This is a genomic window from Kaistella rhinocerotis, from assembly GCF_030243905.1.
In the GTDB taxonomy this organism is placed as follows: domain Bacteria; phylum Bacteroidota; class Bacteroidia; order Flavobacteriales; family Weeksellaceae; genus Kaistella; species Kaistella rhinocerotis.
Genome location: NZ_JASSYY010000001.1, coordinates 559666 through 583866 on the forward strand (window position 1 = coordinate 559666; position 24201 = coordinate 583866).

General features: G+C 44.2%; 17 protein-coding genes. 8 read left to right on the forward strand and 9 right to left on the reverse strand.

Annotated elements, in window-relative coordinates:
• Positions 1-75: 75 nt before the first annotated feature.
• The gene (locus tag QEP06_RS02555; RefSeq protein ID WP_251833213.1) at positions 76-1008 is read right to left on the reverse strand and encodes an SPFH domain-containing protein; all 933 of its coding nucleotides are present in this window, start codon (positions 1006-1008) and stop codon (positions 76-78) included.
• A gap of 362 nt (positions 1009-1370) precedes the next feature.
• On the opposite strand from QEP06_RS02555, the gene QEP06_RS02560 reads away from it, so the two are divergent.
• Together QEP06_RS02560 and QEP06_RS02565 are read left to right on the forward strand one after the other, a co-directional pair.
• Positions 1371-4208 (forward strand): S8 family serine peptidase, encoded by a 2838-nt coding sequence (locus tag QEP06_RS02560; protein ID WP_285268939.1) that lies wholly within the window; start codon positions 1371-1373, stop codon positions 4206-4208.
• Between the two features lie 2 nt (positions 4209-4210).
• Entirely contained in the window at positions 4211-5998 is a 1788-nt protein-coding gene (locus QEP06_RS02565) for an amidohydrolase family protein (protein ID WP_285268940.1), read from the forward strand.
• A gap of 1 nt (position 5999) precedes the next feature.
• Here QEP06_RS02565 and dgt read toward each other — a convergent pair whose 3' ends face one another.
• Positions 6000-7355 (reverse strand): dGTP triphosphohydrolase, encoded by a 1356-nt coding sequence (gene dgt, locus QEP06_RS02570; RefSeq protein ID WP_285268941.1) that lies wholly within the window; start codon positions 7353-7355, stop codon positions 6000-6002.
• 78 nt (positions 7356-7433) lie between these two features.
• On the opposite strand from dgt, the gene QEP06_RS02575 reads away from it, so the two are divergent.
• Complete coding sequence (locus QEP06_RS02575; RefSeq protein ID WP_285268942.1) at positions 7434-8168, forward strand: DNA-formamidopyrimidine glycosylase family protein; 735 nt, start codon at positions 7434-7436, stop codon at positions 8166-8168.
• A 102-nt stretch (positions 8169-8270) separates the two neighbouring features.
• Positions 8271-9191 (forward strand): T9SS type A sorting domain-containing protein, encoded by a 921-nt coding sequence (locus tag QEP06_RS02580; RefSeq protein ID WP_285268943.1) that lies wholly within the window; start codon positions 8271-8273, stop codon positions 9189-9191.
• 75 nt (positions 9192-9266) lie between these two features.
• On the opposite strand, the gene gcvP is transcribed toward QEP06_RS02580, so the two are convergent.
• The 7 genes from gcvP to tpx all read right to left on the reverse strand — a co-directional run bounded on the left by gcvP (position 9267) and on the right by tpx (position 16057).
• Positions 9267-12125 (reverse strand): aminomethyl-transferring glycine dehydrogenase, encoded by a 2859-nt coding sequence (gcvP, locus tag QEP06_RS02585; RefSeq protein ID WP_285268944.1) that lies wholly within the window; start codon positions 12123-12125, stop codon positions 9267-9269.
• Between the two features lie 291 nt (positions 12126-12416).
• The gene (locus QEP06_RS02590) at positions 12417-13067 is read right to left on the reverse strand and encodes a J domain-containing protein (RefSeq protein ID WP_285268945.1); all 651 of its coding nucleotides are present in this window, start codon (positions 13065-13067) and stop codon (positions 12417-12419) included.
• Between the two features lie 70 nt (positions 13068-13137).
• Positions 13138-13578: an SRPBCC family protein gene (locus QEP06_RS02595; protein WP_285268946.1), complete on the reverse strand. Its 441-nt coding sequence runs from the start codon at positions 13576-13578 to the stop codon at positions 13138-13140.
• Between the two features lie 31 nt (positions 13579-13609).
• On the reverse strand, positions 13610-14470 hold the full coding sequence (locus QEP06_RS02600) for a VOC family protein (RefSeq protein WP_285268947.1): 861 nt from the start codon (positions 14468-14470) through the stop codon (positions 13610-13612).
• Between the two features lie 26 nt (positions 14471-14496).
• Positions 14497-14910: an SRPBCC domain-containing protein gene (locus QEP06_RS02605; RefSeq protein ID WP_285268948.1), complete on the reverse strand. Its 414-nt coding sequence runs from the start codon at positions 14908-14910 to the stop codon at positions 14497-14499.
• Between the two features lie 72 nt (positions 14911-14982).
• Positions 14983-15411, reverse strand: coding sequence for a VOC family protein (locus tag QEP06_RS02610; RefSeq protein WP_285268949.1), 429 nt, complete (start codon positions 15409-15411; stop codon positions 14983-14985).
• A gap of 148 nt (positions 15412-15559) precedes the next feature.
• Positions 15560-16057: a thiol peroxidase gene (gene tpx, locus QEP06_RS02615; protein ID WP_285268950.1), complete on the reverse strand. Its 498-nt coding sequence runs from the start codon at positions 16055-16057 to the stop codon at positions 15560-15562.
• Between the two features lie 158 nt (positions 16058-16215).
• On the opposite strand from tpx, the gene QEP06_RS02620 reads away from it, so the two are divergent.
• The 4 genes from QEP06_RS02620 (at position 16216) to QEP06_RS02635 (ending at position 24159) form a co-directional block, all read left to right on the forward strand.
• On the forward strand, positions 16216-18435 hold the full coding sequence (locus QEP06_RS02620) for an NADP-dependent isocitrate dehydrogenase (RefSeq protein ID WP_285268951.1): 2220 nt from the start codon (positions 16216-16218) through the stop codon (positions 18433-18435).
• Positions 18436-18519: 84 nt separating this feature from the next.
• Positions 18520-18957: a hypothetical protein gene (locus tag QEP06_RS02625; RefSeq protein ID WP_285268952.1), complete on the forward strand. Its 438-nt coding sequence runs from the start codon at positions 18520-18522 to the stop codon at positions 18955-18957.
• Between the two features lie 110 nt (positions 18958-19067).
• Positions 19068-21881, forward strand: a complete 2814-nt coding sequence (locus QEP06_RS02630; RefSeq protein ID WP_285268953.1) for a T9SS type A sorting domain-containing protein — start codon at positions 19068-19070, stop codon at positions 21879-21881.
• A gap of 76 nt (positions 21882-21957) precedes the next feature.
• The gene (locus QEP06_RS02635; RefSeq protein WP_285268954.1) at positions 21958-24159 is read left to right on the forward strand and encodes a TonB-dependent receptor; all 2202 of its coding nucleotides are present in this window, start codon (positions 21958-21960) and stop codon (positions 24157-24159) included.
• Positions 24160-24201 lie beyond the last annotated feature (42 nt).

The following is a 24201-nucleotide window of genomic DNA, read 5'->3' on the forward strand; positions in this document are numbered from 1 at the left end:
AGGTCTAATCAAGCATTAAATCGCTGACTGTTATCAACAAAAAATCCCGAAAAATATTTTCGGGATTTTGTTTTTTTAATGCAAATGCTTACCGGTTGGCGGCGGATAATCGCCTTTGCCCGTTTCTTCCATTTTTTGCGTCGCAGCCATAGAAACCACCAGGTCATTCAGCATAGAACTTGCTGCACTTGGCGAATTCGGCAGTAACACAAGGTTACTTCGGTTGTTCGCACCGATGGAATGCAGGGTGTCGTAATGCTGTGTAACCACGATCAGGGCAGAAGCTTCCTGCGAACTGATGCCCGCTTCGTTCAGCATTTTCACAGATTCTTCAAGACCTTTGGCGATTTCGCGACGCTGGTCGGCGATACCCATACCCTGAAGTTTTTTAGATTCAGCCTCAGCTTTCGCCACAGCTACGATACGGATTTTCTGTGCTTCAGACTCGTATTCAGCGGCCGTTTTTTCACGCTCGGCAGCATTGATCCGGTTCATCGCATGTTTCACCTGCTCGTCGGGATCAATATCCGTTACCAAGGCTTTGATGATGTCGTATCCGTAACTTTGCATCGCGTCCTGCAGCTCACCTTTAACGGCGATTGCAATATCGTCTTTACGTACGAAAACGTCATCCAGTTTTAGCTTCGGAACTTCCGCACGCACCACATCGAAAACGTAGGAAGTAATCTGGTTTTCCGGATTTTCGAGTTTGTAGAATGAATCTGCCACCTGCTCTTTGATGACCTGATATTGTACAGAAACCTTCATTCTGATGAATACGTTATCGAGTGTTTTTGTATCGATGATCACGTCGAGTTGCTGGATTCTGAGATTCATCCGTTTCGCAACCTGGTCGATAAACGGGATTTTTAGGTGCAAACCGGCATGGCGCACTGAGTGAAACTTACCAAGTCTTTCCACGATTGCAGCTGTAGCCTGCTTCACCGTGAAAAAGGAGGCAAAAAGGACGATGAGTCCCAGAAAAATAAGAAAGCCTAAAATTGCCATTGTTTAATTTTTGATGGTTATGATTGATTAATAATAGTAAAAAGTAGATTTCTATAAAGATAATGTTTTTTTGTCTAAAAATGCCAGTCCGCAAGTCAATCCCATTAAAATAATTCCATAGTGCACTGTATTTTAAATAATTAGTATATTTGATTAAACTAATAATCCAAACACAAAAATGATGAATCTGCCTTTCCCTGAAACTTTTACGTCTACGTAGTCACTACGCTTTGTTATGCTGCAATAACGGCGGTGAGGTACCTTAACTCATCCCTTTTGTCGGCACCCTACCCGATTTCAAGATCCGTCCGCAAACGGAAAATTTTGCCCTGTATTTTAAATTTAAGTTTTAAATAATGGCCATGCAGAAATTAATCAACGATATTTCCTTCGAACGCTTCCGCGATGCCAGTGAGCAGATCGATGCTGTGAAAAGAGGGATCCAACACAACCGTCTCGGCGAAGCTACGCTTACCGAGATCCAGACAGACAGCGACCGTCTCTCCAAACGAATCGCTCGTGAAAACATGCCGATCTCTGCCGCGCTGGAACGGATCAATGGTGTGCCGAACTTTCAGGACATCCAGGTATTGTATAAAATTTTGAAAATTTCAGAATCTGTGGGCCGAATCACCATCAAGACACGCTACGGCAATTCAGGGTATGGTACGGGATTTTTAATTGCACCGGGAATTTTGATTACCAACAATCATGTTTTCGGCGATGCCGAAACCGCGAAAAATTCTGTGGTTCAGTTTTATTATGAACTTGATGACAGGAACGAATCCAAAAAAACGCAGACATTCGGTTTTGTGCCGGAAAAACTCTTTTTTACGTCCCCTTTTAAGGTTGAAACCGGTAAACCTGACAGCGGACTGGATTTTACGATCGTGGCAGTATCTGAAAAGTCAAAAGAAGGCAAGAACATCGCTGAGATTCCGCACACGGTACTCGACGAGAATGCAGGTAAAATTATCGAAGGTGAAAACTGTGTCATCATACAACATCCAAAAGGCGACTATAAGAAGACGGTGATGAAAGACATCCGGATGCTCACGCTGAAAGATGACTTTTTGATCTATGAGTCAGATACATTGCCGGGCTCTTCTGGTGCGGCCGTCATTGGACTTGGAACCGGCGAGGTGGTGGCGCTTCATCACAGCAGTATTCCGAATAAAAACCCGCACGGACAGTGGCTTCGGAAAGACGGCGGTGTGTACAGTGAGGGCGATGCAGATGAAACCATAGACTGGCTTGGGAACGAAGGTGTGCGCGTAAGTTCACTGATCCGCGCAATAAAGAATGCCGTGCTTCCGGACGAAATGAATGCTTTTAAAAATTCAATTTTTGGCAGGATAACAGACACGTCTGATGATCAGAAAGATTCAAACTCCACCCAAACACCAGCCCATGTAATGAATAATTCAAATCAAAGCGTCGTAAATGAGGCCATCAACAAGATTCAAAACAATACACTGAATGTGGATGCACCTCTCCAATATTTTGAAATCGAGCTTTCAAATATAGTTATTATGCAGGATGACTGGAGATATAACTATAAAGCACTGGTTCCTGAAATCATGACATCTGAACCACTTTTTCCGATGTCTACCATTCCTTCTCAAAAAGCCATGCACTACATTACCCTGCGCTCACACCTGAATCCCTGGGAAATGGCGGCCAAACTCGAAGCATTACCGCAAATAAAAACCGCCACGCCGGATCTGGAAATGGAAACGGACCTTCAAATAAGAACCGATAGTTACGGTCGGCTTACGGAATCTGATATGCTTGAAAGTATGAAAACAAGCCATGCGGTGGGCCGGCAGGATGATTTTAAAAGCAAATGGAGCGCGTCCACGTATTTTAATTTAGACGATGCTGATGAGTTGCGCCAAAGAATATGGAACCGGACTGCCGTAGGCTTGGATCTGATACCGGGACAACCGACGGACGTAGTATCATTAATTAAAAAAAACCTTGGCGGTTCACCGGCAGATAATGCCACAGAGGCTGAAAACACCGATGACCTCGCCTCAGAAATACTTAATAATTTAAAGAACATACAGCTCGTACAGCTTGATACGGGCTATACCGACCACGCGAAAATAAAAGGCCGTTTTAATCTGAACTGTGATGAAGATTTCATCGATGGTTCAGATGCTCGCGATGTCACACGGAATGGTTTCCTACGGCATCCTGGTCATGGCACCAGAACCGCCAGCATCATCACCGGGGGCGAAATGAAAGACATCTACAAAAATGACGGCAACTACGGAATCCTTTGTGATGCTGAAAAAAATCCATTGCTGAGCATCATTCCGTACCGTGTTTCAGAATCTGTAGTTCTGATAAGCCGAGGAAAAAACGTCGTAGACGCCGTAAACCAGGCAATCAATACCAATGCAGACATCATGTTCATGTGTATGGGAAGTTACCCGCGGCCGATGTTGGCTGAAGCTGCGAAAGCCGCTTACGACAACGGTGTCATTTGGGTTTGTGCAGCCGGCAATGAAGTGGAAATGGTAGTTTCGCCCGCACTTTATCCGGGAACGATCGCCGTTGCCGCAATCAATCCGAACCGGAAACCCTGGCGTGGCAGCAGCTACGGCAGCGAAGTTGACATTTCAGCGCCGGGTGAAGACGTTTATGTGCCTTCGATTGACGAAAAATATAACGAAATTATGGTGTACGGCAGCGGAACAAGTTATGCCACGCCACATGTTGCTGCGGCTGCGGCGCTCTGGAAAGCAGTTCACCACGACAAACTTATGGAGAAATACCGTTTCCCGTGGCAGATTGTGGAAGCTTTCCGGTGTTGCCTAAAACAATCGGTTTCCAAACCCGCAACTTGGGATAGTGAGAATTATGGAGCCGGCATCCTGAATATCCCGGCACTACTCTCCACCGCATTGCCGGAAATCGACCAAAGTACATATGCGTACCGAAACGACACCAGGCAGGAGTGGGACCTCGGCGTCCGTGAGGGCATACACTTTCTCTGGAAAACAGCACTGCGCAAGACAAATCTGACTCACGAGAGTTTTTCGGAGTTTGAACTTACCGAACGTTCGCGGATCGCCCTTTCGGCAATGACTGGCAACACCACGTCGAGCATATTTGAGTCTGAAAGCATCACCGCACGTGCAGATTCTGAGAAAATCCTGAAAATGTATTTTGACAGCTACAAACACAATTAGCGATGAAACAGAAATATTTTGACCTGCACCTGCATCCGCTTTTTAAAAATTTTCTGAGTAAATATGACACACTCGTGCCTTTGCCACAGAAAAAATTCGATGACCTTGCACAGCCGGTACGCATGTCTAATGCGGTCACCAATCTGCTTGATGAGCTATTCATTCACATTCTTAAAAGCCAAAGCAGTGTGAGCCAGTGCCTGCAGGGGAATCTGCATTTTGCCGTTGCGTCCATAGTCAATCTTGAATATGGCTTTGCGGACAGCCGTGGATTTTTCAGCAACATCCTGAAAAGCAAATTCTCTAATCCGCTCGATAAAACATTTTTTGACAAAGTACGCAGCGGTGAAATCTCCTATTACCGCCTGATGCTGATGGAACTGAATCTTTACAAGCAGCTTCGTGACATGCCCGAAAGCCAGGTCAGCATTCTGTCCAGAAATGTAGGGAATAAATCGGCGCCAAAAAAACTCAACATTATCTTAAGCCTTGAAGGATCGCATAATTTCAGCAAGCTGATGATCGGGAATCCTTTGAAAACCGATTTTGTTCCTGACAGATTTATCGATATACAGAAAACCCTAAAACTTTCCAAAGTTGCGGACAGTCTGTGGCGCGAGATAATAACAGATAGCAGCAATGATTCAGTGCCAGACAATTATAGCCAAAACCCGGCAAGAAATTTTGAACGCTTCTATAAAAGTCTCGCACGCGAAAAAATGGATCTGCTGTACCTTACACTCACCCATCTCACGCACATCAACGAACAGTTTCTCGCAACGCACGCGTTCGGAATGAAAATGCTGAAACATCCGTCTTTTTACCCTTTCGGAAATGGAATTACCAATCTGGGCCTGGAAGTGATAAGCACCTGTTACAGCATGCGCAACCATAAGGGCGAACACCGGCCTATTCTCATAGATATGAAACATTTGGGTTTAAAATCCAGACAGGATTATTACAGTTACCGTAAAACATTACTTGAGAAAAACCCGGCTTACGAAAAAATACCGATCATCGCTTCGCACGTCGGTGTTACCGGATATACTTATAACGAATGGAAAAATGCCCTGAAACGCGATACCTGCACGGTTTACAACTTTGAGGGTGCACGCGCCGTTTCAATCGAGATGCAGCGCAAAAATTGTGGCAAATGGGGTTCGTTCGTCAATAATGATTTCAGTTTCAATGCGTGGTCAATTAATTTGATGGATGAAGACATCACAGAAATCCTAAATAGTAACGGGCTTATCGGCATCAGCCTCGATGTGCGTATCTTAGGTTTCCAATCGGAATTTGGCATTCAACTTACAAGTGACAATGAATATTTAAGTACAGCCGATTTCCAGACGCATTTTCCACAGATCACCGTAAAGAATCTGCCGACCAACAATCTGGAATCAATGATTTCTGAGAATGAAAGCTGGCTGATACCAACAAAAGAAGACCGGCATCCGCTGGCTTTCTGTTTCAATATCATCCATATCATTCAGGTAGCTTTGCTCCGAACGGAAATCGGCGAGCCGTGGAAACACATCTGTATCGGCAGCGATTTTGACGGACTGATAGAACCGCTGAAAGTATCGCCGCAAGTCACCTCGCTCGATGAACTGGAAGCCAACCTGATCAAATGGCTGGCAGTAGCGGAAGAGGCGTACGTAAAAGAAAACGGCGGTAAATGCGTGCTCTCAAAGAAATCTACCGCAGAGCTGAAGACTATTGTTCGTGGAATAATGTTCGAAAACGGCCGCGGTTTTATCGACCGCTGGCTTGCCAATTTCGGGATTTGACCTACATTGTCATGCCAATTTCGATCCCTTTGATTTTGCGGTAAATATCGGTCGCAAAATTATCGGTCATGCCCGAGACAAAATCTACCACACCCAGGACCTTCTGGTAATCGGTTCCGTTTTCGTACAGAAACTGCTGCGGAAGAAGTTTCAGAGCCATCTTATCGTAGGATTTACGTTTGTCGGCAGTCTTCAGAATTGGCGGAATAAAATGGTCTAAAAGTTCATACATCACGTTGTAGCCGGCATTTTCAATCTCTACAACGGCTTTATGATTGTAGATTTTCTCTCTCGAAAAACTTTCGATTTCCTGCAGAGAGCGGTTTCCGTCCTTATAAATATCGAGCAGCGACCTGTTTAAAGAACCATTTAAGATCGATTCAAAATTACTTTCGTAAAGCGCTATCGATTTGTTGATGAGTGCATTGATCACTTTTGCACGCAGATAAGAGATCCTCTCGTTGGCATTGCCGAGAGCCGCAAGCTTATCTTCTACTCTGCCTGTACTTTTGTTTTCTGATTTTATGAGTTCAAAGAAGAGATTTTCGCAGTCGCTGGTGGAGACAATGCCCAGGCGGTGTGCATCTTCCATGTCGATGATGTTGTAGCAGATATCATCGGCTGCTTCTACAAGCCAAACGAACGGATGTCGGCGGAATGCCGTTGGCTCATCAGCGTCCTGCAGCATCTGAACAGATTCCGCAATGCGCAGAAAAGTATCTTTTTCGTTTTGGAAAAACCCAAATTTCTTTCGGTGAATACTCGCTTTATCTTTAGCAACAGCCTCGCACGGATATTTGGCGATGCTCGCCAGCGTGCTGTGCGTAAGTTGCGTTCCGCCATCGTCCTTACCGTTTTGCTGATGCGTTAAAACCCGGATCGCGTTCGCATTTCCTTCAAAATTGACCAGATCTGCCCACTCTTTGGGGCTGAATTTTTCTTTCAAACCCGATTCATTCTTTTCGAAATAACTTGCGATCGCATCTTCGCCGGAATGTCCGAACGCAGGATTACCTACATCATGGCAAAGACAAGCCGCAGCTATCACGTTCTGAAGATTATGCTGATAAAAACTTTGAGATTCAGGTGACAGTTCTTTTCCGAAATTATTAAAGATAAATTCACCGGCTGCACTGCCAAGACTTCGGCCAACCGATGAAACCTCCAGCGAATGCGTGAGACGGTTGTGCACAAAAACACTGCCCGGTAGCGGAAAAACCTGCGTCTTGTTTTGCAGTCTGCGGAAAGCCGCTGAAAAGATGATGCGGTCAAAGTCCCGCTGATAATCTGTTCGCGAAGCTTCGGTAGCTACGCTCTTGCCGGTACGCTGGTTGGTGAAGATTCTGTTTAAATCCATGCGCCAAAAATACATTAATTATCCAGCTTCCTAAAATGGTTTAAGATTTGGACTTTCAGATTTCAAACTCCCTGAACCATGCCCGAAGGTCCGTCAATATTAATTTTAAAAGAGGCAGCACAAAAATTTATTGGGCAGACCATCGTCTCCGCGAAAGGTAATGCCAAGGTGGACATGCATCTTCTTACCGGCTCCACTTTTAAAGAATACCGCATTTACGGAAAGCAGTCTTTCCTGGTGCTGAATAAAGCTGTGATCCGTATCCATCTGCTTCTTTTCGGCTCTTATTCGGTGGACGAACAGACAAAACCTGACCGACAGCTTCGGCTGCATCTCAAATTTGAAAACGGAGACCTTTATTTCTATTCGTGCTCGGTGAAAGTTTTAGAAAAGAAAATTTTAAAGGAAATCGATTGGCAGGCAGACGTGTTAAGTGATGAATGGAAGCCTGCAAAAGCAAAAAAGAAGCTCAAAATACTTCCGAAAGAAATGGTTTGCGACGTATTGCTCGATCAGAGCATATTTTCCGGTGTGGGCAATATCATCAAAAATGAAGTTCTGTTCAGGATCGGTGTGCACCCTGAAAGTCTGGTCGGAAATTTACCGCCGAAAAAACTCAACGCTTTGATTTTTGAAGCTAGAAATTACAGTTTCGACTTTTTACGATGGAAAAAAGAATACGTCCTGAAGAAAAACTGGCTTGCACACACGAAAAAAATTTGTTCTAAATGCGGCGGACCCATTACAAAAAAACATACGGGAACTACGAACCGGCGAAGTTTTTTCTGTGAAGAAGACCAGAAGCTTTATTAGCTTTCTGAAACCGTACTTAGATAGCCCTTCAAAATTGTTTTGATTTCCGTCCAAACCTTTTATCTAAGGCCAATATTGGTTATCATTGCAAAAATTTTTTTAATGAAGAAGATCTATTTTATTGCAGCCATGGTGGCTTGCGCAACAGTTTCAGCACAACAGACAATTACCTTTGAAAGCTCCGAAGGCTTTTCCTTAGGGAATATCAATAACCAAAATGGCTGGACTGTTACCGAAACCAGCGACGGACTGCTGACTAATCAAATTGTAACGGATGAAGTATCAAAAAGTGGAACGCAATCCTTTAAAAACGCCCATGTTCCGCAGTATTCCGATCAGTGGTTCCCTATTTTTGGTGCGGAAAAATCCATTTCACCGCCATCCGCTTACCAAAATACGACAATTTCCTATGATTTCTACTCGCCTAGTCAGCTAGGCTCCGACTTTGAATTTGCACTTTACAGTATAAACCAGGTAACTGAAGAATATGATATTGTACTTGCAGTAGGATTTGAAAACCGTGGTTTTATCTATATTTATCCGGAACTGAACTTTGGAGGATTTAGCTATGCAGAACAGAAGTGGCAAACCAACACATGGTATAATGTGAGAATTGAGATTAAAGAAGAAACGATCAGGTTCTTTCTGGATAACGAGTTGATGCTTGATGCACCGAATAACAGCAAAGTGAACATTAACGGCATGACATTGCTACACAACAATTTTGGTGGAGATGCATACTATGATAACATCAAGATCAACGAAGCCGTCCTGGCAGTAAACTCTGTGAAAAAAGGAAAAATGAGCGTTTATCCAAATCCTGTGAAAGACGTGCTTCACGTGCAACTTCCGGCAACAGAAAAAGTTGCAACCATCGCCGTGCACAACCTGGTAGGACAAAAAATTAACGCTGTAGATTCAGCTGGTGAAATCAACGTTCAGAACCTGAAAGCGGGAACTTATGTGATCACGGTGACCGATACGAAAGGTGTTTCTTACTCCTCGAAATTTGTAAAGCAGTAACATTCTGTACTTTCAACCAAAAGAAATTCCCAAACTGTTAAGTCTGGGAATTTTTTTATTTAATGATTTCAAGTTTTACATGTAAGACTCAATAGGCTCACATGTACAGATCAGGTTTCGGTCTCCGAAGGCCTCGTCAACGCGCGCTACAGAAGCGAAGAATTTATGCTCACGAACCCACTCCAGCGGATACGCTGCTTTTTCGCGCCCGTATGGCTTGTCCCATGAATCTGAAATCACGAGTTGCTCCGTATGCGGTGCGTTTTTCAGCACGTTGTTCGTTGCATCTGCGGTACCGTCAGCTATTTCATCGATTTCTTTTTTAATGGAAATAAGTGCTTCAGCAAAACGGTCGATTTCTGCTTTACTTTCAGATTCCGTAGGTTCAATCATCAGCGTACCTGCAACCGGGAAACTCACCGTAGGCGCGTGGAAACCATAATCCATAAGTCGTTTGGCTACATCCGCCACCTCAATACCGACAGCCTTGAACTGACGGAAATCTACAATACATTCATGGGCAACCCGTCCGTTTGCATTTGCGTACAGAATCGGGAAATGTTCAGCGAGGATTTCCTTTAGATAGTTGGCATTCAGTATCGCGTGTTCAGTAGAGGTCTTCAAACCAGCTGTACCAAGCATTTTCACGTATGCGTAAGAGATATTTAAAACAAGTGAAGAACCGTAAGGTGCCGCAGAAACCGCAGCGATCGCTTCTTTCGCACCTACTTTGATCAGTGGATTAGAAGGTAAAAATTTCACCAAATGTTCAGCCACACAAATCGGTCCTACACCAGGTCCGCCGCCGCCATGAGGAATAGCAAATGTTTTGTGAAGATTCAGGTGGCACACATCCGCGCCAATCGCTCCGGGTGAGGTGTAGCCGCACTGCGCGTTCATATTCGCGCCGTCCATGTAAACCTGTCCGCCAAAATCGTGAACTACTTTAATGATTTCCTTAATGTTTTCATCAAAGAAACCGTAGGTTGAAGGATACGTAATCATCGCGGCTGAAAGGTTTTCCGCGTGCTGCGTTGCTTTCGCTTTCCAGTCTTCGATGTCAATTTCGCCGCTGGCAAGGTTTTTCACGACCACAACTTTCATCCCGGCAATCACTGCAGAGGCAGGATTTGTTCCGTGCGCAGACTGCGGTATCAGCACAATGTTCCGGTGTTTGTCGCCGCGTGAGTGGTGATATTCGCGGATCACCATTAAACCTGCATATTCACCCTGCGCACCAGAGTTTGGCTGAAGGGAAGTGCCTGCAAAACCGGTGATTTCGGCAAGGTCTTTTTCAAGTTCTTTAATCAGCATCTGATAGCCACCTGCTTGTTCAGTCGGCACGAATGGATGTACATTACCCCATTCCGGCCACGTGATCGGCAGCATTTGTGTTGCGGCATTCAGTTTCATCGTACAGGAGCCAAGCGAAATCATAGAATGCGTCAGGGACAGATCTTTTCTTTCCAAACGCTTGATATAGCGCATCAGTTCAGTCTCCGTATGGTATTTATTAAAAACTTCAGCTGTAAGGATTTCATCAGTTCGCAGTAAATTCGCCGGAATCTGCATCTCTTCTTTGATTGAAAGTTTAAAACTTTGCTTTTCCTTGAATTGTGCAAACGCATCAAACAGAACCTGCAGTTTTTTTTCCGTCGCTGTTTCATCTATCGCGATGCTCACCACTCCTGCGCTGAAGTAATTAAGGTTGATTTGACGGTCAGACATAAGCTGACGAAGCGAATTTTTCTCTTCCTCATTCATCCTGAATTTAACGGTATCAAAGATCGGCTCTTCTACCACGTCGTATCCTAACAGTTTTAGTCCATCGTGAAGCGCATTGGCTTTAAAGTGAATTTGTTCAGCTATGAAAGCCAAACCTTTCGGCCCATGATAAACTGCATACATACCTGCCATTACGGCCAATAAAACCTGAGCAGTACAGATATTGGATGTTGCGCGCTCTCTTTTGATATGCTGTTCGCGGGTCTGAAGCGCCATTCTAAGAGCTCTGTTCCCGTTTGCATCTTGCGATATACCGATTATTCTTCCCGGAATATCACGTTTGTAATCTTCCTTACATGCAAAAAATGCCGCGTGAGGCCCACCGTAACCCATCGGGATACCAAAACGCTGCGTAGTACCCACGGCACAGTCAGCGCCCATTGTTGCAGGGGACTTTAATTTTACAAGTGCGAGCGGATCACATGCCACAGCAACCTGAAGATTGTGCGATTTGTATTCTTTAATATTTTCCGTATAATCGTGTACCACGCCGTTTTTACCCGGATACTGCAGCAAAACGCCAAAGTAGGAATTATCGAATGCGTGCGTCTGATGATCACCAACTATAACATCGATGCCAAGACCTTCAGCTTTGGTTTTCAGTACTGCGAGTGTTTGTGGCAAGACCATATCCGAAACAAAAAACTTAGCCGCACCAGATTTTTTCTGGTCTTTATTTCTGGATTCATAGAACATGTGCATGGCTTCGGCCGCTGCCGTAGATTCATCCAACAATGAGGCGTTTGCAAGTTCGAATCCTGTGAGGTCGCAAACTACAGTTTGGAAATTCAGCAGGGCTTCCAGCCGACCCTGTGCAATTTCAGCCTGATAGGGTGTGTAAGCCGTGTACCAGGAAGGATTTTCAAGGATATTGCGCTGTATAGGGCTCGGAAGTATGGTATTGAAATATCCGAAACCAATGTAGGTATCAAACTGCGCGTTCTTTGAGGCAAGTTCTTTGGAATGCGCAAGCATTTCGTACTCTGACAGTGGCTCCGAAATATTAAGTTCTTTCTCAAGACGGATGGAATCTGGAATGGTCTGGGAAATCAGTTCTTCAATTCCGCCAACGCCAATACGCTGCAGCATTGCATCACGATCCGCCCCGTCCCGTGAAACATGGCGATTTACAAACTTTGTGGTGTTCATTATTAAGGGTAAATTTTGGTGAAAACTAATGTTGTAAAAATACAACTTTAAACTTACAGCCACAATTTCAGGCCGTGAACAATATTTACAAGCACGACTTTATTTATAATTATTCTAAATTATGTATATTCGCGGCATGATTTCACCCATCATCCCTTTTAAGGTCGCACCACTGCCAAGTTCTTCTTCACATGAAGAAATGTTTTGTGATAAAAAGAAATGCTGCAAAAAATTTAAGAAAGGAAAACGCTGCAAAAAGTGTCCGGGTCGGCTTAAATTAGCCTGACTTTCTTAAGAATTAAACGTTTTGTAGAGTAGCAAAACCGCGATAAGTACGAAAACCAGCGCGAGCACGAGCCGGATAATTCGCGGCTGACCGCCAGGGTTCGTGCGTGAAGGTTTTTGGGGCTTAAAAAGTTCTTCCACCTCATTCCGGAACTTCTCTGAGTCATTTTCGAAAACTTCAGTAATTGTAAGCGCACGGACAACCGTTTTATTCAAAAGCGAATTGGTTGCGTGAAGCAAAAGTTGAAACTCGCCGTTCTTGAAGTCGGTGATTTTAAAAGCACGTTCGCCATACCCTTTTTCAAGCCCAAAAGGAATGATTTTTACGATGTCGGCATTGTTTGTCTGCCATTTGATGATGATCTCCTCCCCTTTTTGTGCCCTGATCTTATTTGAAGAAAAACTTTTGATTGCTGGCGGCAGTGTAGGCCGGTAACTGCGCTGCTGATGACTCAGGTTTTCATCGTAGATTCGCCTTTTCTCGCTGTCACCCAGCACATCGTACGCCTCCTGAACTTCCATAAAACGTTTGGCGAAAAAAGCGTCATTTTCGTTTTTATCCGGATGGTATTTCACCGAAAGCTTGCGGTAGGCCTTTCTTATTTCCTCATCGCCTGCATTTTCTTCTACGCTGAGAAAATAATAGTAGTTTTTCATTTGGCTGGAACTTTCGCGCAAAAATAAGGATTATCTGAAAGTTGGGCGGAAAGTGTCTTATTTTAAATATTTACTTTTCCGCAAGATTTTTGAGGACTTTAAAACCTTCATTGAAGCCACGGTTCATCATCCCCTCCATTTCGCCGGTAGCGTGCACTTCCGCACGAAGTTCCGTCGTATTTGGACCTATTTCGCGCAAGAAATATTTTTCTTCGGCACCGCTCCATTCCAGCTGATTGATTGTCGCTGTATCCACTTCACCGTTCCTTACCATTCCGAGGTGGCTGAAGATCACTTCTTCCGGTTCATTGACTGAACGGATCGTGGAGAACATACCGTTCCCTTCGCTGTCCATAAAATAAGTTTCGCCGCCAACTTCCCAATCGGTCTTAAATTGGCTTCCGGCGGAGAAAAACTGCGTCCATTCGCCATAGGTATCTTCGCCCCAAAGCAGATCCCACACTTTTTGGATGGGTGCATTGATTATAATTTCGTAGTTGAAGGTCGCCATAATGTTTATTTAAAATATTTTTTTTTAAAATCTAAGAACTGTACGCTTTTTCGAGCTGCGCGATGTCAATTTTCTGCATCGTCATCATCGTTTCCATCACCTTTTTACCCTTGAACGGATCGGGATCATTCATCAGCTCAATAAGTTTCTTTGGGACAATCTGCCAGCTCAGTCCAAACCTGTCTTTCAGCCAGCCGCACATCGAAGCGCGCCCCCCATCAGAAGTTAGCGCATTCCAAAGTTGATCTGTTTCTTCCTGATCATCGGTCATTACAACGATAGAGACAGCTTCATTAAAATCGAACTGGTGATCATATGAATTGTCCATACACGCAAGCGTATAACCACTTACGGAAAATTGAGCGAAATTAATATTTCCCGCGATTTCATGCGCATCACCACCTTTTTCTCCATATTTGGAAATGCTTTGGATCTCTGAATTGGGAAATAAATCAGTGTAGAAGCGCATCGCGTCCATCGCTTTACCATTATTCTGATGGATGAACATCAACACCGGAACTATTTTCTGTGCAATTGCCTTTTCTGTGAACATGATTTGCCACGTAACACCATATTTGTCCTCAACCCAACCATATTTCCTGCTCCACGGATATTCGCCGATATCCATCAGCACATTACCGCCATCGGATAACGCAGACCAATATTTTTCTACTTCCTGCTCACTGTCACAAAACACCATAAAAGAAACGGACGCATTTTTCTTGAATTGCGGACCGGCATTCAGGATCATCAGGCGCTGCCCAAACAGTTCAAAATTGATCACACTTGGCGTATCTACGGTGATTTTGCCACCGAAGGTTTCGACATAAAATTTTGCTGCTTCATTGCCGTCGCCGTCAAACCAGAGACATGGAAATATTTTGTTGGTCATTTTTAAATTTAAGAAAATGAGAAGTTCTAATTGTTTTCAGCGTATTTATGAAAATTGTTCAGGATCGCATACCAACCTTCACGCTGCATCTCGCGTGAATTCTGGGTTTCAGGTTCAAACGTTTCGATGATTTGAGTAGTGCCGGGATCTACAGCATTGAAAACAATTTCTACCGTGCGGCCGTCTTCCAGGCGGTAACGGATCAGCCTTTCCGGCTGAATCTCTTCATACACCGCTACATAATCGAAACCAAAACTTTTGTCTTTCGCCTCCATGCGGGTTCTCAGGGTGCCGCCGACACGCAGGTCATTTTCAGCTTTCGGGCAGTGCCATTTGTCATTGGCAAAATTCCACTTGGTAATATGTTTGGGGTCATTCATAAATTCCCAAACCTTATGCACAGGTTTTAGAATTGTGATTTCAATCTTAATTGGTTCCATAAAAGTTATAATTTCCTCTAAAAATAAGGAAAAAGATTGTTGTAAACAAGGTGACGGGGCTGACGCGGGCAACTACGTGTAGGCTTCATTGAAATTAATCATCCAGAAAATCCCGAATTTATCCTGCAGACTGCCGAAATAGTCGCCCCAGAATTGGTCTTCCATGGGCATCTCAACTTCTCCGCCCTCTGCCAGCGCGGTAAAGATCCGGTCTGCATCAGCGCGGCTGTCCGTATGCAGCGAAATATAATTACTGTTGCCGGTCTGCAGCTTCTGACCCATTTCGGGAACGATGTCTGAACCCATCAGAAGATTATCCCCAATCGGTAGTGAAACGTGAAGTACACGGTTTTTCATTTCGTCTGAAAGATTTTCAGCACCTGGCGCGGAACCCATTTTCATGATCCCTCCTGCGAAATCTCCGCCCAATACCGAGCGGTAAAATAGAAACGCTTCTTCCGCAGTGCCATCAAAGTTCAGGTAAGAATTTACTTTTGCCATGGTTTTTATTTTTATCAGTTTTTATCAAAGTTAAAAGCAAAAATTTAAAAACGCAACAATTGTTGTCACAACTTTTTTTGCATCTAAATAATTGCAAACCGGCGCATTAAAGCAAAAAAACGCAAAATGAATTGCGTTTTTTTATTGATTAAGCAAGAGCGGCGAGCGCATTTTGATAATCTGGCTCCTGCGCGATTTCGGGCACCTGTTCGGTATAGATCACCTTGCCGTTTTCATCGGCCACAATCACCGCGCGGCTTAGCAAGCCCTGCATTGGCGAATCTTCCATCTCAACACCGTAATCATCACCGAAAGTTCCGCGGTAATCTGAAAGCGATTCTACATGATTTAAACCTTCTGCCGCACAAAACCGACCCAATGCAAATGGCAGATCTTTCGAAACGTTGATGACAACCGCGTTATTCAACGTTCCGGCTTCTACGTTGAATTTTCGGGCAGATTCTGCGCAAATTCCGGTATCGATGCTCGGAAAAATATTAAGGATTATCCTTTTTCCGCTGTAATCGCTTAGCGTTTTTTCCTCAAGTTTCTCATTTACAAGTTTGAAGTCTTTCAGGTTATCGCCAATTTGGGGCAGGTTGCCCACCGTCTTCACTGCGTTTCCTTTCAAAGTGATATTTGCCATAATAGTTTTGTTTTTTGTTCCTTCCAAAAGTAGCCAATATAGGGCAAGGTTAGGATATGTTTTAGGTTAAAATAATCTTAAAACTGCCGGTTGCAGTTATTTCACAGTCCTATTAATTTGCCTAAATTTGTTTCTTTAAATTTTTTAAATCATTAATAATGTCAGATAAATCTAAAATCGTCTATACCTGGACAGATGAAGCGCCGATGTTGGCCACCCATTCTTTTTTACCAATCGTAGAAGCATTTGCAAAAACTGCTGATATCGAGATTCTTCCGAAAGATATTTCGTTATCGGGCCGGATCCTCGCAAACTTTCCCGAATACCTTAAAGAAGACCAAAAGGTAGAAGACGCTCTGGCAGAACTTGGCCAATTGGCCACTACCCCTGAAGCTAATATTATCAAACTTCCCAATATTTCTGCATCTGTACCGCAGCTTGACGGTGCGATTGCCGAACTTCAAAAACACGGTTTTGCCGTTCCGAATTATCCTGCAGAGCCTAAAAATGATGAAGAAAAAGCCATCAAAGCAAAATATGCAAAAGTACTTGGCAGCGCCGTGAATCCCGTGCTGCGTGAAGGAAATTCAGACCGCCGCGCACCAAGAGCCGTAAAGAATTACGCAAAAGCAAATCCTCACAGAATGGGTGCCTGGAGCAGTGACTCGAAGACTAAAGTTGCGCACATGACAGACGGCGACTTTTACGGAAGCGAAAAATCGGTAACCGTAGAGAACGCGACTCAATTTAAAATAGAATTTGTCGCTAAAGATGGCGCCGTAACGGAACTAAAAGGTTTATCACCATTGAAGGCCGGTGAAATCATCGACACTTCAGTTTTAAACCTTAATGCTTTGAAATCTTTTGTAGCAAATACCATCGAAGAAGCCAAAGCAGCAGGTGTTTTGCTTTCCGGACACCTGAAAGCCACGATGATGAAAATTTCAGACCCGATTATTTTCGGGGCGATGGTCGAGGTTTATTTTAAAGATGTTTTCACAAAATATGCGGATTTATTTGCGGAGCTGGACATTAATCCTAATAATGGTTTGCAGGATCTGTTCGACAAGATTGCAGGTAAAGAACAGGAAGCCGAGATCAAATCTGAAATAGAAAACATCATCGCGAACGGACCGGCAATAGCCATGGTGAATTCCGATAAAGGTATCACGAATTTCCATGTGCCGTCTGACATTATTGTGGACGCCTCGATGGCAGCTCTTATCCGCGGTGGCGGTAAGATGTGGAACAAAGCGGGTCAGGAAGAAGATACCATCGCGATGATTCCAGACCGCAACTATGCCGGCTTTTATCAGGCTGCGATTGATGACATGAAGAAAAATGGTGCATTGGATCCCCGTACGATGGGTTCTGTGCCGAATGTGGGGCTGATGGCGCAAAAAGCCGAAGAGTACGGTTCGCATGATAAGACTTTCCAGGTGACTGCTGACGGTACAGTGCGTGTAACCGATGCAGACGGAAATATCTTCATGGAACAAACTGTGGAAAAAGGGGATATTTTCAGAATGTGCCAAACGAAAGATGCTCCAATTCAGGATTGGGTAAAGCTGGCGGTAAACCGCGCAAGACTTTCAGCTACACCGGCGATTTTCTGGTTAGATGAAAAGCGTGCCCACGATAATGAAATGATCAAGAAAGTAGAAAAATACCTTAGAGATCACGATAATGAAGGTCTGGACATCCGAATTTTGAATATTGAGGACGCGATGACCTTGACGCTCGAAAGAATCCGCCAGGGACTTGATACGATTTCGGTATCCGGAAACGTACTGCGGGATTATCTTACCGACCTCTTCCCTATCCTTGAGCTCGGAACTTCTGCAAAGATGCTTTCCATCGTTCCTTTGATGAATGGCGGCGGTCTATTCGAAACCGGAGCCGGAGGATCTGCACCGAAACATATTGAGCAGTTCATTGAGGAAGGTTACCTGCGTTGGGATTCTTTGGGTGAATTCATGGCACTGCAGGCGAGCCTTGAGCATGTTGCACAGACTCAGGACAACAGTAAAGCGCAAATTTTGGCTGACGCGTTAGATTCTGCCAACGAAAAGTTTCTGGCTGAAGACAAATCGCCGGCAAGAAAAGTGGGCTTTATTGATAACCGTGGTTCGCACTTCTATCTTGCGATGTATTGGGCAGAAGCCTTGGCAAACCAAACACAGGATCAGGGCATTGCTGGAACTTTCAAACCTGTAGCGGACGCAATGATGCAAAATGAATCAAAAATCAATGAGGAACTTATTGGTGCACAGGGCAAAGCACAGGAAATTGGCGGATATTATCACCCCGATTCTTCTAAAACTTACGCTGCAATGCGTCCGTCCGGAACATTGAACCAAATCATCGATTCTATTTGATGCTTTCAAAAAGATAAACAGCAAACTTCCTGCATACCGCAGGAAGTTTTTTTGTACATTTCCTGCAAATAATTTACACAAATCATGAGAACCTTAACTCTTCTTACTGTGCTGTTTTTAGTGTGTTCATGCAGTTCAGCGCAAAATTTAAAAATTGAAAATGCGTGGCACGAAGTGAGTTTGGGAGGCGTTCGCGGTGCAAGAGCTGAGCGTTTTACAATTATCGTGAAAGAAAACGGAACGGTGAAGCCGCTACATTTAATGATTGATAATATTAAAATCCCTTTGAACAGGTCAAAACACGACGGTAATTGGGTATTGACGGGCGCTTATTTCCCCGAAACCCATCCCACAGTAACTGAAAGCGGAACAACTGTGCATACGGACGATAATTTTGATGTGAATGCTGCCTATTTGGTCTCCGAAAATATCACTTCAAAAACTGAGATACGCCAGAAAATCATCTTTAAAAATAAATCAAATGGCGCCTCTTCACCGGAAAACGAGGACGTCCCTGAATAAAGAACAGCGATTTTGAAACTTCCTTAGAAATAACATCGCGGAAACATTAAAAAAACATTAAAAACATCAACGTTATACACTTATATTTGCAAAAATTAAATCCAAATACCATGAAATTTAAATTTATTCTAGGAATTGGGCTCACAGTAGCCTCTCTGCACCTCAATGCGCAGGTTTCGCCCATAAACGCTGCACGAAATAATAAGGTAAATAAAAAATACCTTAAACACGTCCGCGAAATCATTAATTCTTATCAAAAAAGTGTCGCTTATGCGAAAGAGCATAACCAAAAACCACCTGACGAGTACTTCCTGCACGATTATATCGCAACCATGGACCCCGAAACCGGCGCGGTACGAAACCAAAATTATGTAGCACTGGAGCAGGCAGTTGCTGCCGGGAAATATACACCCAAACAGTCACTTAAAATGTTTGGGGGCGTAAAAGACATGAATGCCAAAGACGGAATTTCGAACCAATGGGTTGAACGTGGCCCTTATTCGGTGGGTGGACGTGTACGCGGCATCATGTTCGACCCAAATGACGCGAGCGGTAAAAAGGTTTGGGCTGGAGGTGTTTCCGGCGGATTGTGGTACAACAATGATATCACCAATGCCAACTCGGAATGGACACTTGTAGATGCCTTTTGGTCTAACACTACCGTTTCCTGTATTACATCGGACCCAAATAACCCGATGATTTTCTATGTAGGTACGGGTGAAGTGGAAACCGGAGACTTCAGCGGTCTCGGAATCTGGAAAACTAGCGATGGTGGCGCAACCTGGCAGCAGGTCTTCACCCTGGAGAACGGATATAATGGTAATGTAAAACGAGGAATGTATAACATTCCAACCATTAAAGTATTGAACAACAACGGTGCATCAATCGTACTTGCCGGCGTTGCCGGAACTTATTTCGGTGATGCGCAAACTTTTGCCGGACTTTACGAAGCGGGCCTTTATAAGTCAACTGACGGTACTAACTTTACCTTAATGCCAAGTTTGATGGCCACCAGCACTCGTGGCTACGATATTCAGGACATTGAGATCGGCGCAGACAATGCCATCTGGGTAGCCACGCGAAGAAGCTATTTTTCCGGTAGTAACTCCGGCGGGAAAATCTTTAAATCAACTGATAACGGTACCACATTTACAAACGTATATGATGTAGGGAACGCCAGTTCAAGAGTGATGGTGGAAGTTTCAGAAACCAATCCGCTGAAAGCGTACGCGCTGATGCAGGGCGCCAATACGAGTTCCGAACCGATCCGGATGGCGAAAACCATTGATGGTGGGGTAACCTGGAGCTCCACAAATGTTCCGCTTTCTGGGATTACCTTGCCAAACCCTATTGACACAGGCCAACCGGACAATGACTTCACGCGCGGCCAGGCTTTTTACGATCTGGTGATTGAAACAGATCCTACCAACGACCAGATAGTTTACGCCGGTGGCGTTGATTCTTATAAAAGTATCGACGGAGGTCTTACCTGGGCGCAGATTACGAAATGGAGCAATAACAACCTGATGGCTGCCGCTCCAATCTCACTGGTACATGCCGATCAGCATGCATTGGTTTTCAACCCAAAAAATACCGATCAGTTTGTAATGGGAAATGACGGCGGGATCTTCTTCGCCGCAAACAAAAACAGCCTTGCAAGTACTTCAGCAATCGCAATGCGAAACCGAAGATTCAATATCACCCAGTTTTATCACGGTACACTGAATCCAACTGCCACTACAGCAAATGAGCAAATGATTTTGGGAGCTCAGGATAACGGTACGCAGGAACTGTCAGGTTCTGCACTATCAAACGCTTTCTACAATTCATCCGTAGTATATGGTGGTGACGGAGCGTACACAGCCTTTGACGACCAGGACAAATATTTGATTGCTTCTTACGTTTACAATTTCCACTATTTGTTTAACAGTCAGGGGATGTATGCACTGATTAATAATTCAACACAACAAAATGCAGGTCAGTTCATCAATCCGTTAGCTGTGGACCGAAATCTTGATATCGCCTACACCAACGCCACAGGAAGCGGCACTTCCGTAATCCTGCACAGAATCAAAGGGCTCGATACATTGCCTTTTTCACCAACCCGTTCGCAGCTCAATATAGCTACGGTGACCAGTGGCGAACTGATTTCGGATATTTTGGTTTCGCCCTATTCCACCACAAGTTCTACATTGTTTGTAGGTCTGTCGTCCGGAAAACTGTTTAAAGTTACCAATGCAGATACAACGCCTGTGACAAGCCTGTTCGCTTTAAATTTTGGCGGTTACATTTCAGATGTCAAACTTGGGGCGTCGGAAAATGAAATTATGGTGACGGTTTCCAATTTTAACAAAACCAGCGTATTTTACAGTACCGATGGCGGTGTAAACTTCGTTTCAAAAGAAGGAAACCTACCTGATATCCCTGTAAAAGCGATCTTCATGAACCCTGAAGATAATAATGAAGTGATTCTTGGAACTTATTACGGTGTTTGGGGAACATCCACCTTCCAGAGTGAGACTCCGCAGTGGGCACTGTATTCTGACGGTTTAGGTAAATTTAAAGTAAACCATTTTGATTATAGACCTTCGGATAAGACCATCCTGGCAGTAACGTATGGCCGGGGAGCGTTCACTACAAAGATAGACCGTACGCTTGCCACATCAGACGGGCAGCACAGTTTACTTTCGAACGTAGTATATCCGAATCCTACGCGCGGTCCGATACAGTTGAAATTTGACACGAAAGGCGGTAACACTGCAGATATTGAAGTGTTCGACGCGGCTGGAAGACTGGTTTTCACGAAGAAAAATATAAAATCAAATGAAGAATTCAGCATCGAAAGCCTTAGCAAAGGAAGTTATGTGCTGAAAGCCAGCCAAAACGGTACGATGATTTACTCTTCTGTCGTGATAAGAAAATAGATATAATCAAAACTATATAAAAAGGTAAGGCTGTGCTTTACCTTTTTTTTCGGTTTAAGATTTAAATAATTAAAATATGCTTAAAAATTATATTCTTGCGGCAGCATTGCTTTCTGTGGTCGCAATTAAAGGACAGGAGGGTACGGAGAATATTGAAACGGTGAATATCCACGCCCGAAAGAAAGTACAGAAAGAACGTGATGAGTTCAAGCGTCACGCACAGGCCACCGAGGTAGTTTCGGAATACGAAATTAACAGAAACAACCCTGCATTTATAGAACAGAGCCTGAATACGATGGCTGGCGTGCAGGTAGAAAAGCGCACGCAGCTCGGCGGCCAGCGCATCATCCTTCGCGGATATGGAAACGATCAGAAATTCAACAGCTGGGGCGTCAAGATGTATCTCAACAACGTACCGCTTACAGGCGCAGACGGCGTAACGGTGTTAGACGACGTAAACTTTGCCACGGTCAATCAAATCGAGGTGATAAAAGGTCCGGCGGCAACGCTTTATGGTGGCGGGTCTGGTGGTGCGGTAAGATTTTACGTTCGGCCTGAAACCAAAATGGGAACTTCCGTTTCTGAACAGTTTACTACCGGTTCGTTTGGGCTTTTCCAGTCATTGACGGCCTTAAACAACGTGGGTGCAAACCATTCGGTAACGGCAAATTATGGCCACATCGGAAGTGACGGTTACAGACCAAACGGTAAAACAATCAAAAATTTTTATAATCTGACGGGCGAAGTCAAGCTGAATCCTTCCCAAAAAATAACGTGGCTTGCTACACACGGCAATTCTTTGGAGCAGGTATCCGGACAAATCTCATACGACGATTATTATAATGGTATTGATAACGGAAACTTCGCCTACATCCGTCGCGGCGCGAAAACCAAATTCATCACCAGTCGCGTAGGTTTAGGACACACTTGGGATATCACAGGGGACTTGCGGAATAACACCACCTTTTTTTACAGCGGGACAACAAGTGACCGGATCGCAGCGGGCGCCAACGAAACCTCTTCTACGCCAAACTATGGCTTACGTTCGGTTTTTAATTTTGAAAAAGACTGGGAAGAATTCAGCAGCCAAACCGAGTTTGGAGTGGAAATGCAGCAATCACGACCGTTGGTTACAAATTATCGGTACAAAGGCGTAAAAAGCACAGAACCGCCGGTCTTGAGACCGATCTATGAGGGATCTTACTTTAAGAATGAAAACAATCAGTCAAATTTTTTCATTGTCGAAAAAGTGACATACAAACCTTGGGGCCTGCTGCTTTTAGGTGGCGTAAGTTTAAATAAAATCAGTTACCACCGCGAGGATCTGCTTGCGCTGCCTGGACTCTTCGTGGTTAATGGAAAAGACCTCTATAACAAAAATCTTTCGTTCGGGAAAAGTTTTGACCTTGTGGCTACTCCACATTTTGCACTCCAAAAAAGCTTTAACAGACACATCTTTAACCTTAGCTACAGCGAGGGATATAATGCGCCGACGTCAGCCACGGCTTTTATTGCCGGACTTAATCAGACCAACGACAATCTGACTCCCGAAAAGGCCAAAATGTGGGATTTCAGTGTGCACGGACTTTTTGCGGACACGTCAGTAGATTACCAGTTTTCAGTTTTTCAAATTGATATTAACGACAAACTTACCCAATTGCGCGGGCAAATTCCGGATAACCTTACGACGGCCTATACCTATTGGGCCAACACCGGAAACCAGCGGAACCGCGGTCTGGAATTCAGTATCGGCTACCTGCTGCAACCCGTGAAATCAATTGTGAAAAACTTTCAACCATTTGCAAGTGTTACGTACAGTGATTTTAAATATTCTGATTTTAAAACTTATTTAAAAGAGAGCGGCAGTCCTGCAGCGGTGATGAATTATGACGGGAAAAACGTGCCCGGAATTCCCAAATACAAGTATTCCATCGGTTTCGATATCGAGACGAACCCTGGATTGTACTGGCAGAATACATTGAATTACATGGGAAGCGTGTTCACCGATTTTGCAAACAGCAATGAGGTTCGGAGTTTCAGTCTTTTGAATTCAAAGATCGGCTACAAACACAGCTTCAACAAAATAGATGCAGATATCTTCGTGGTCGGCAACAACCTGTTGAACCAAATCAATTACACGTTTTTGTTTTATGGAAACAGCATCAATGATACCGATGCAGACAACCAATACAACGATCCAAATGTTTTCACGGACGTGAATCCGGGGCCTGGCAAGGCTTATTTCTTTACAGGACTTAACTTAAAATACCATTTCTAAATAAAAACTTCCCGCAGACAGTCTGCGGGAAGTTTTGGTGTA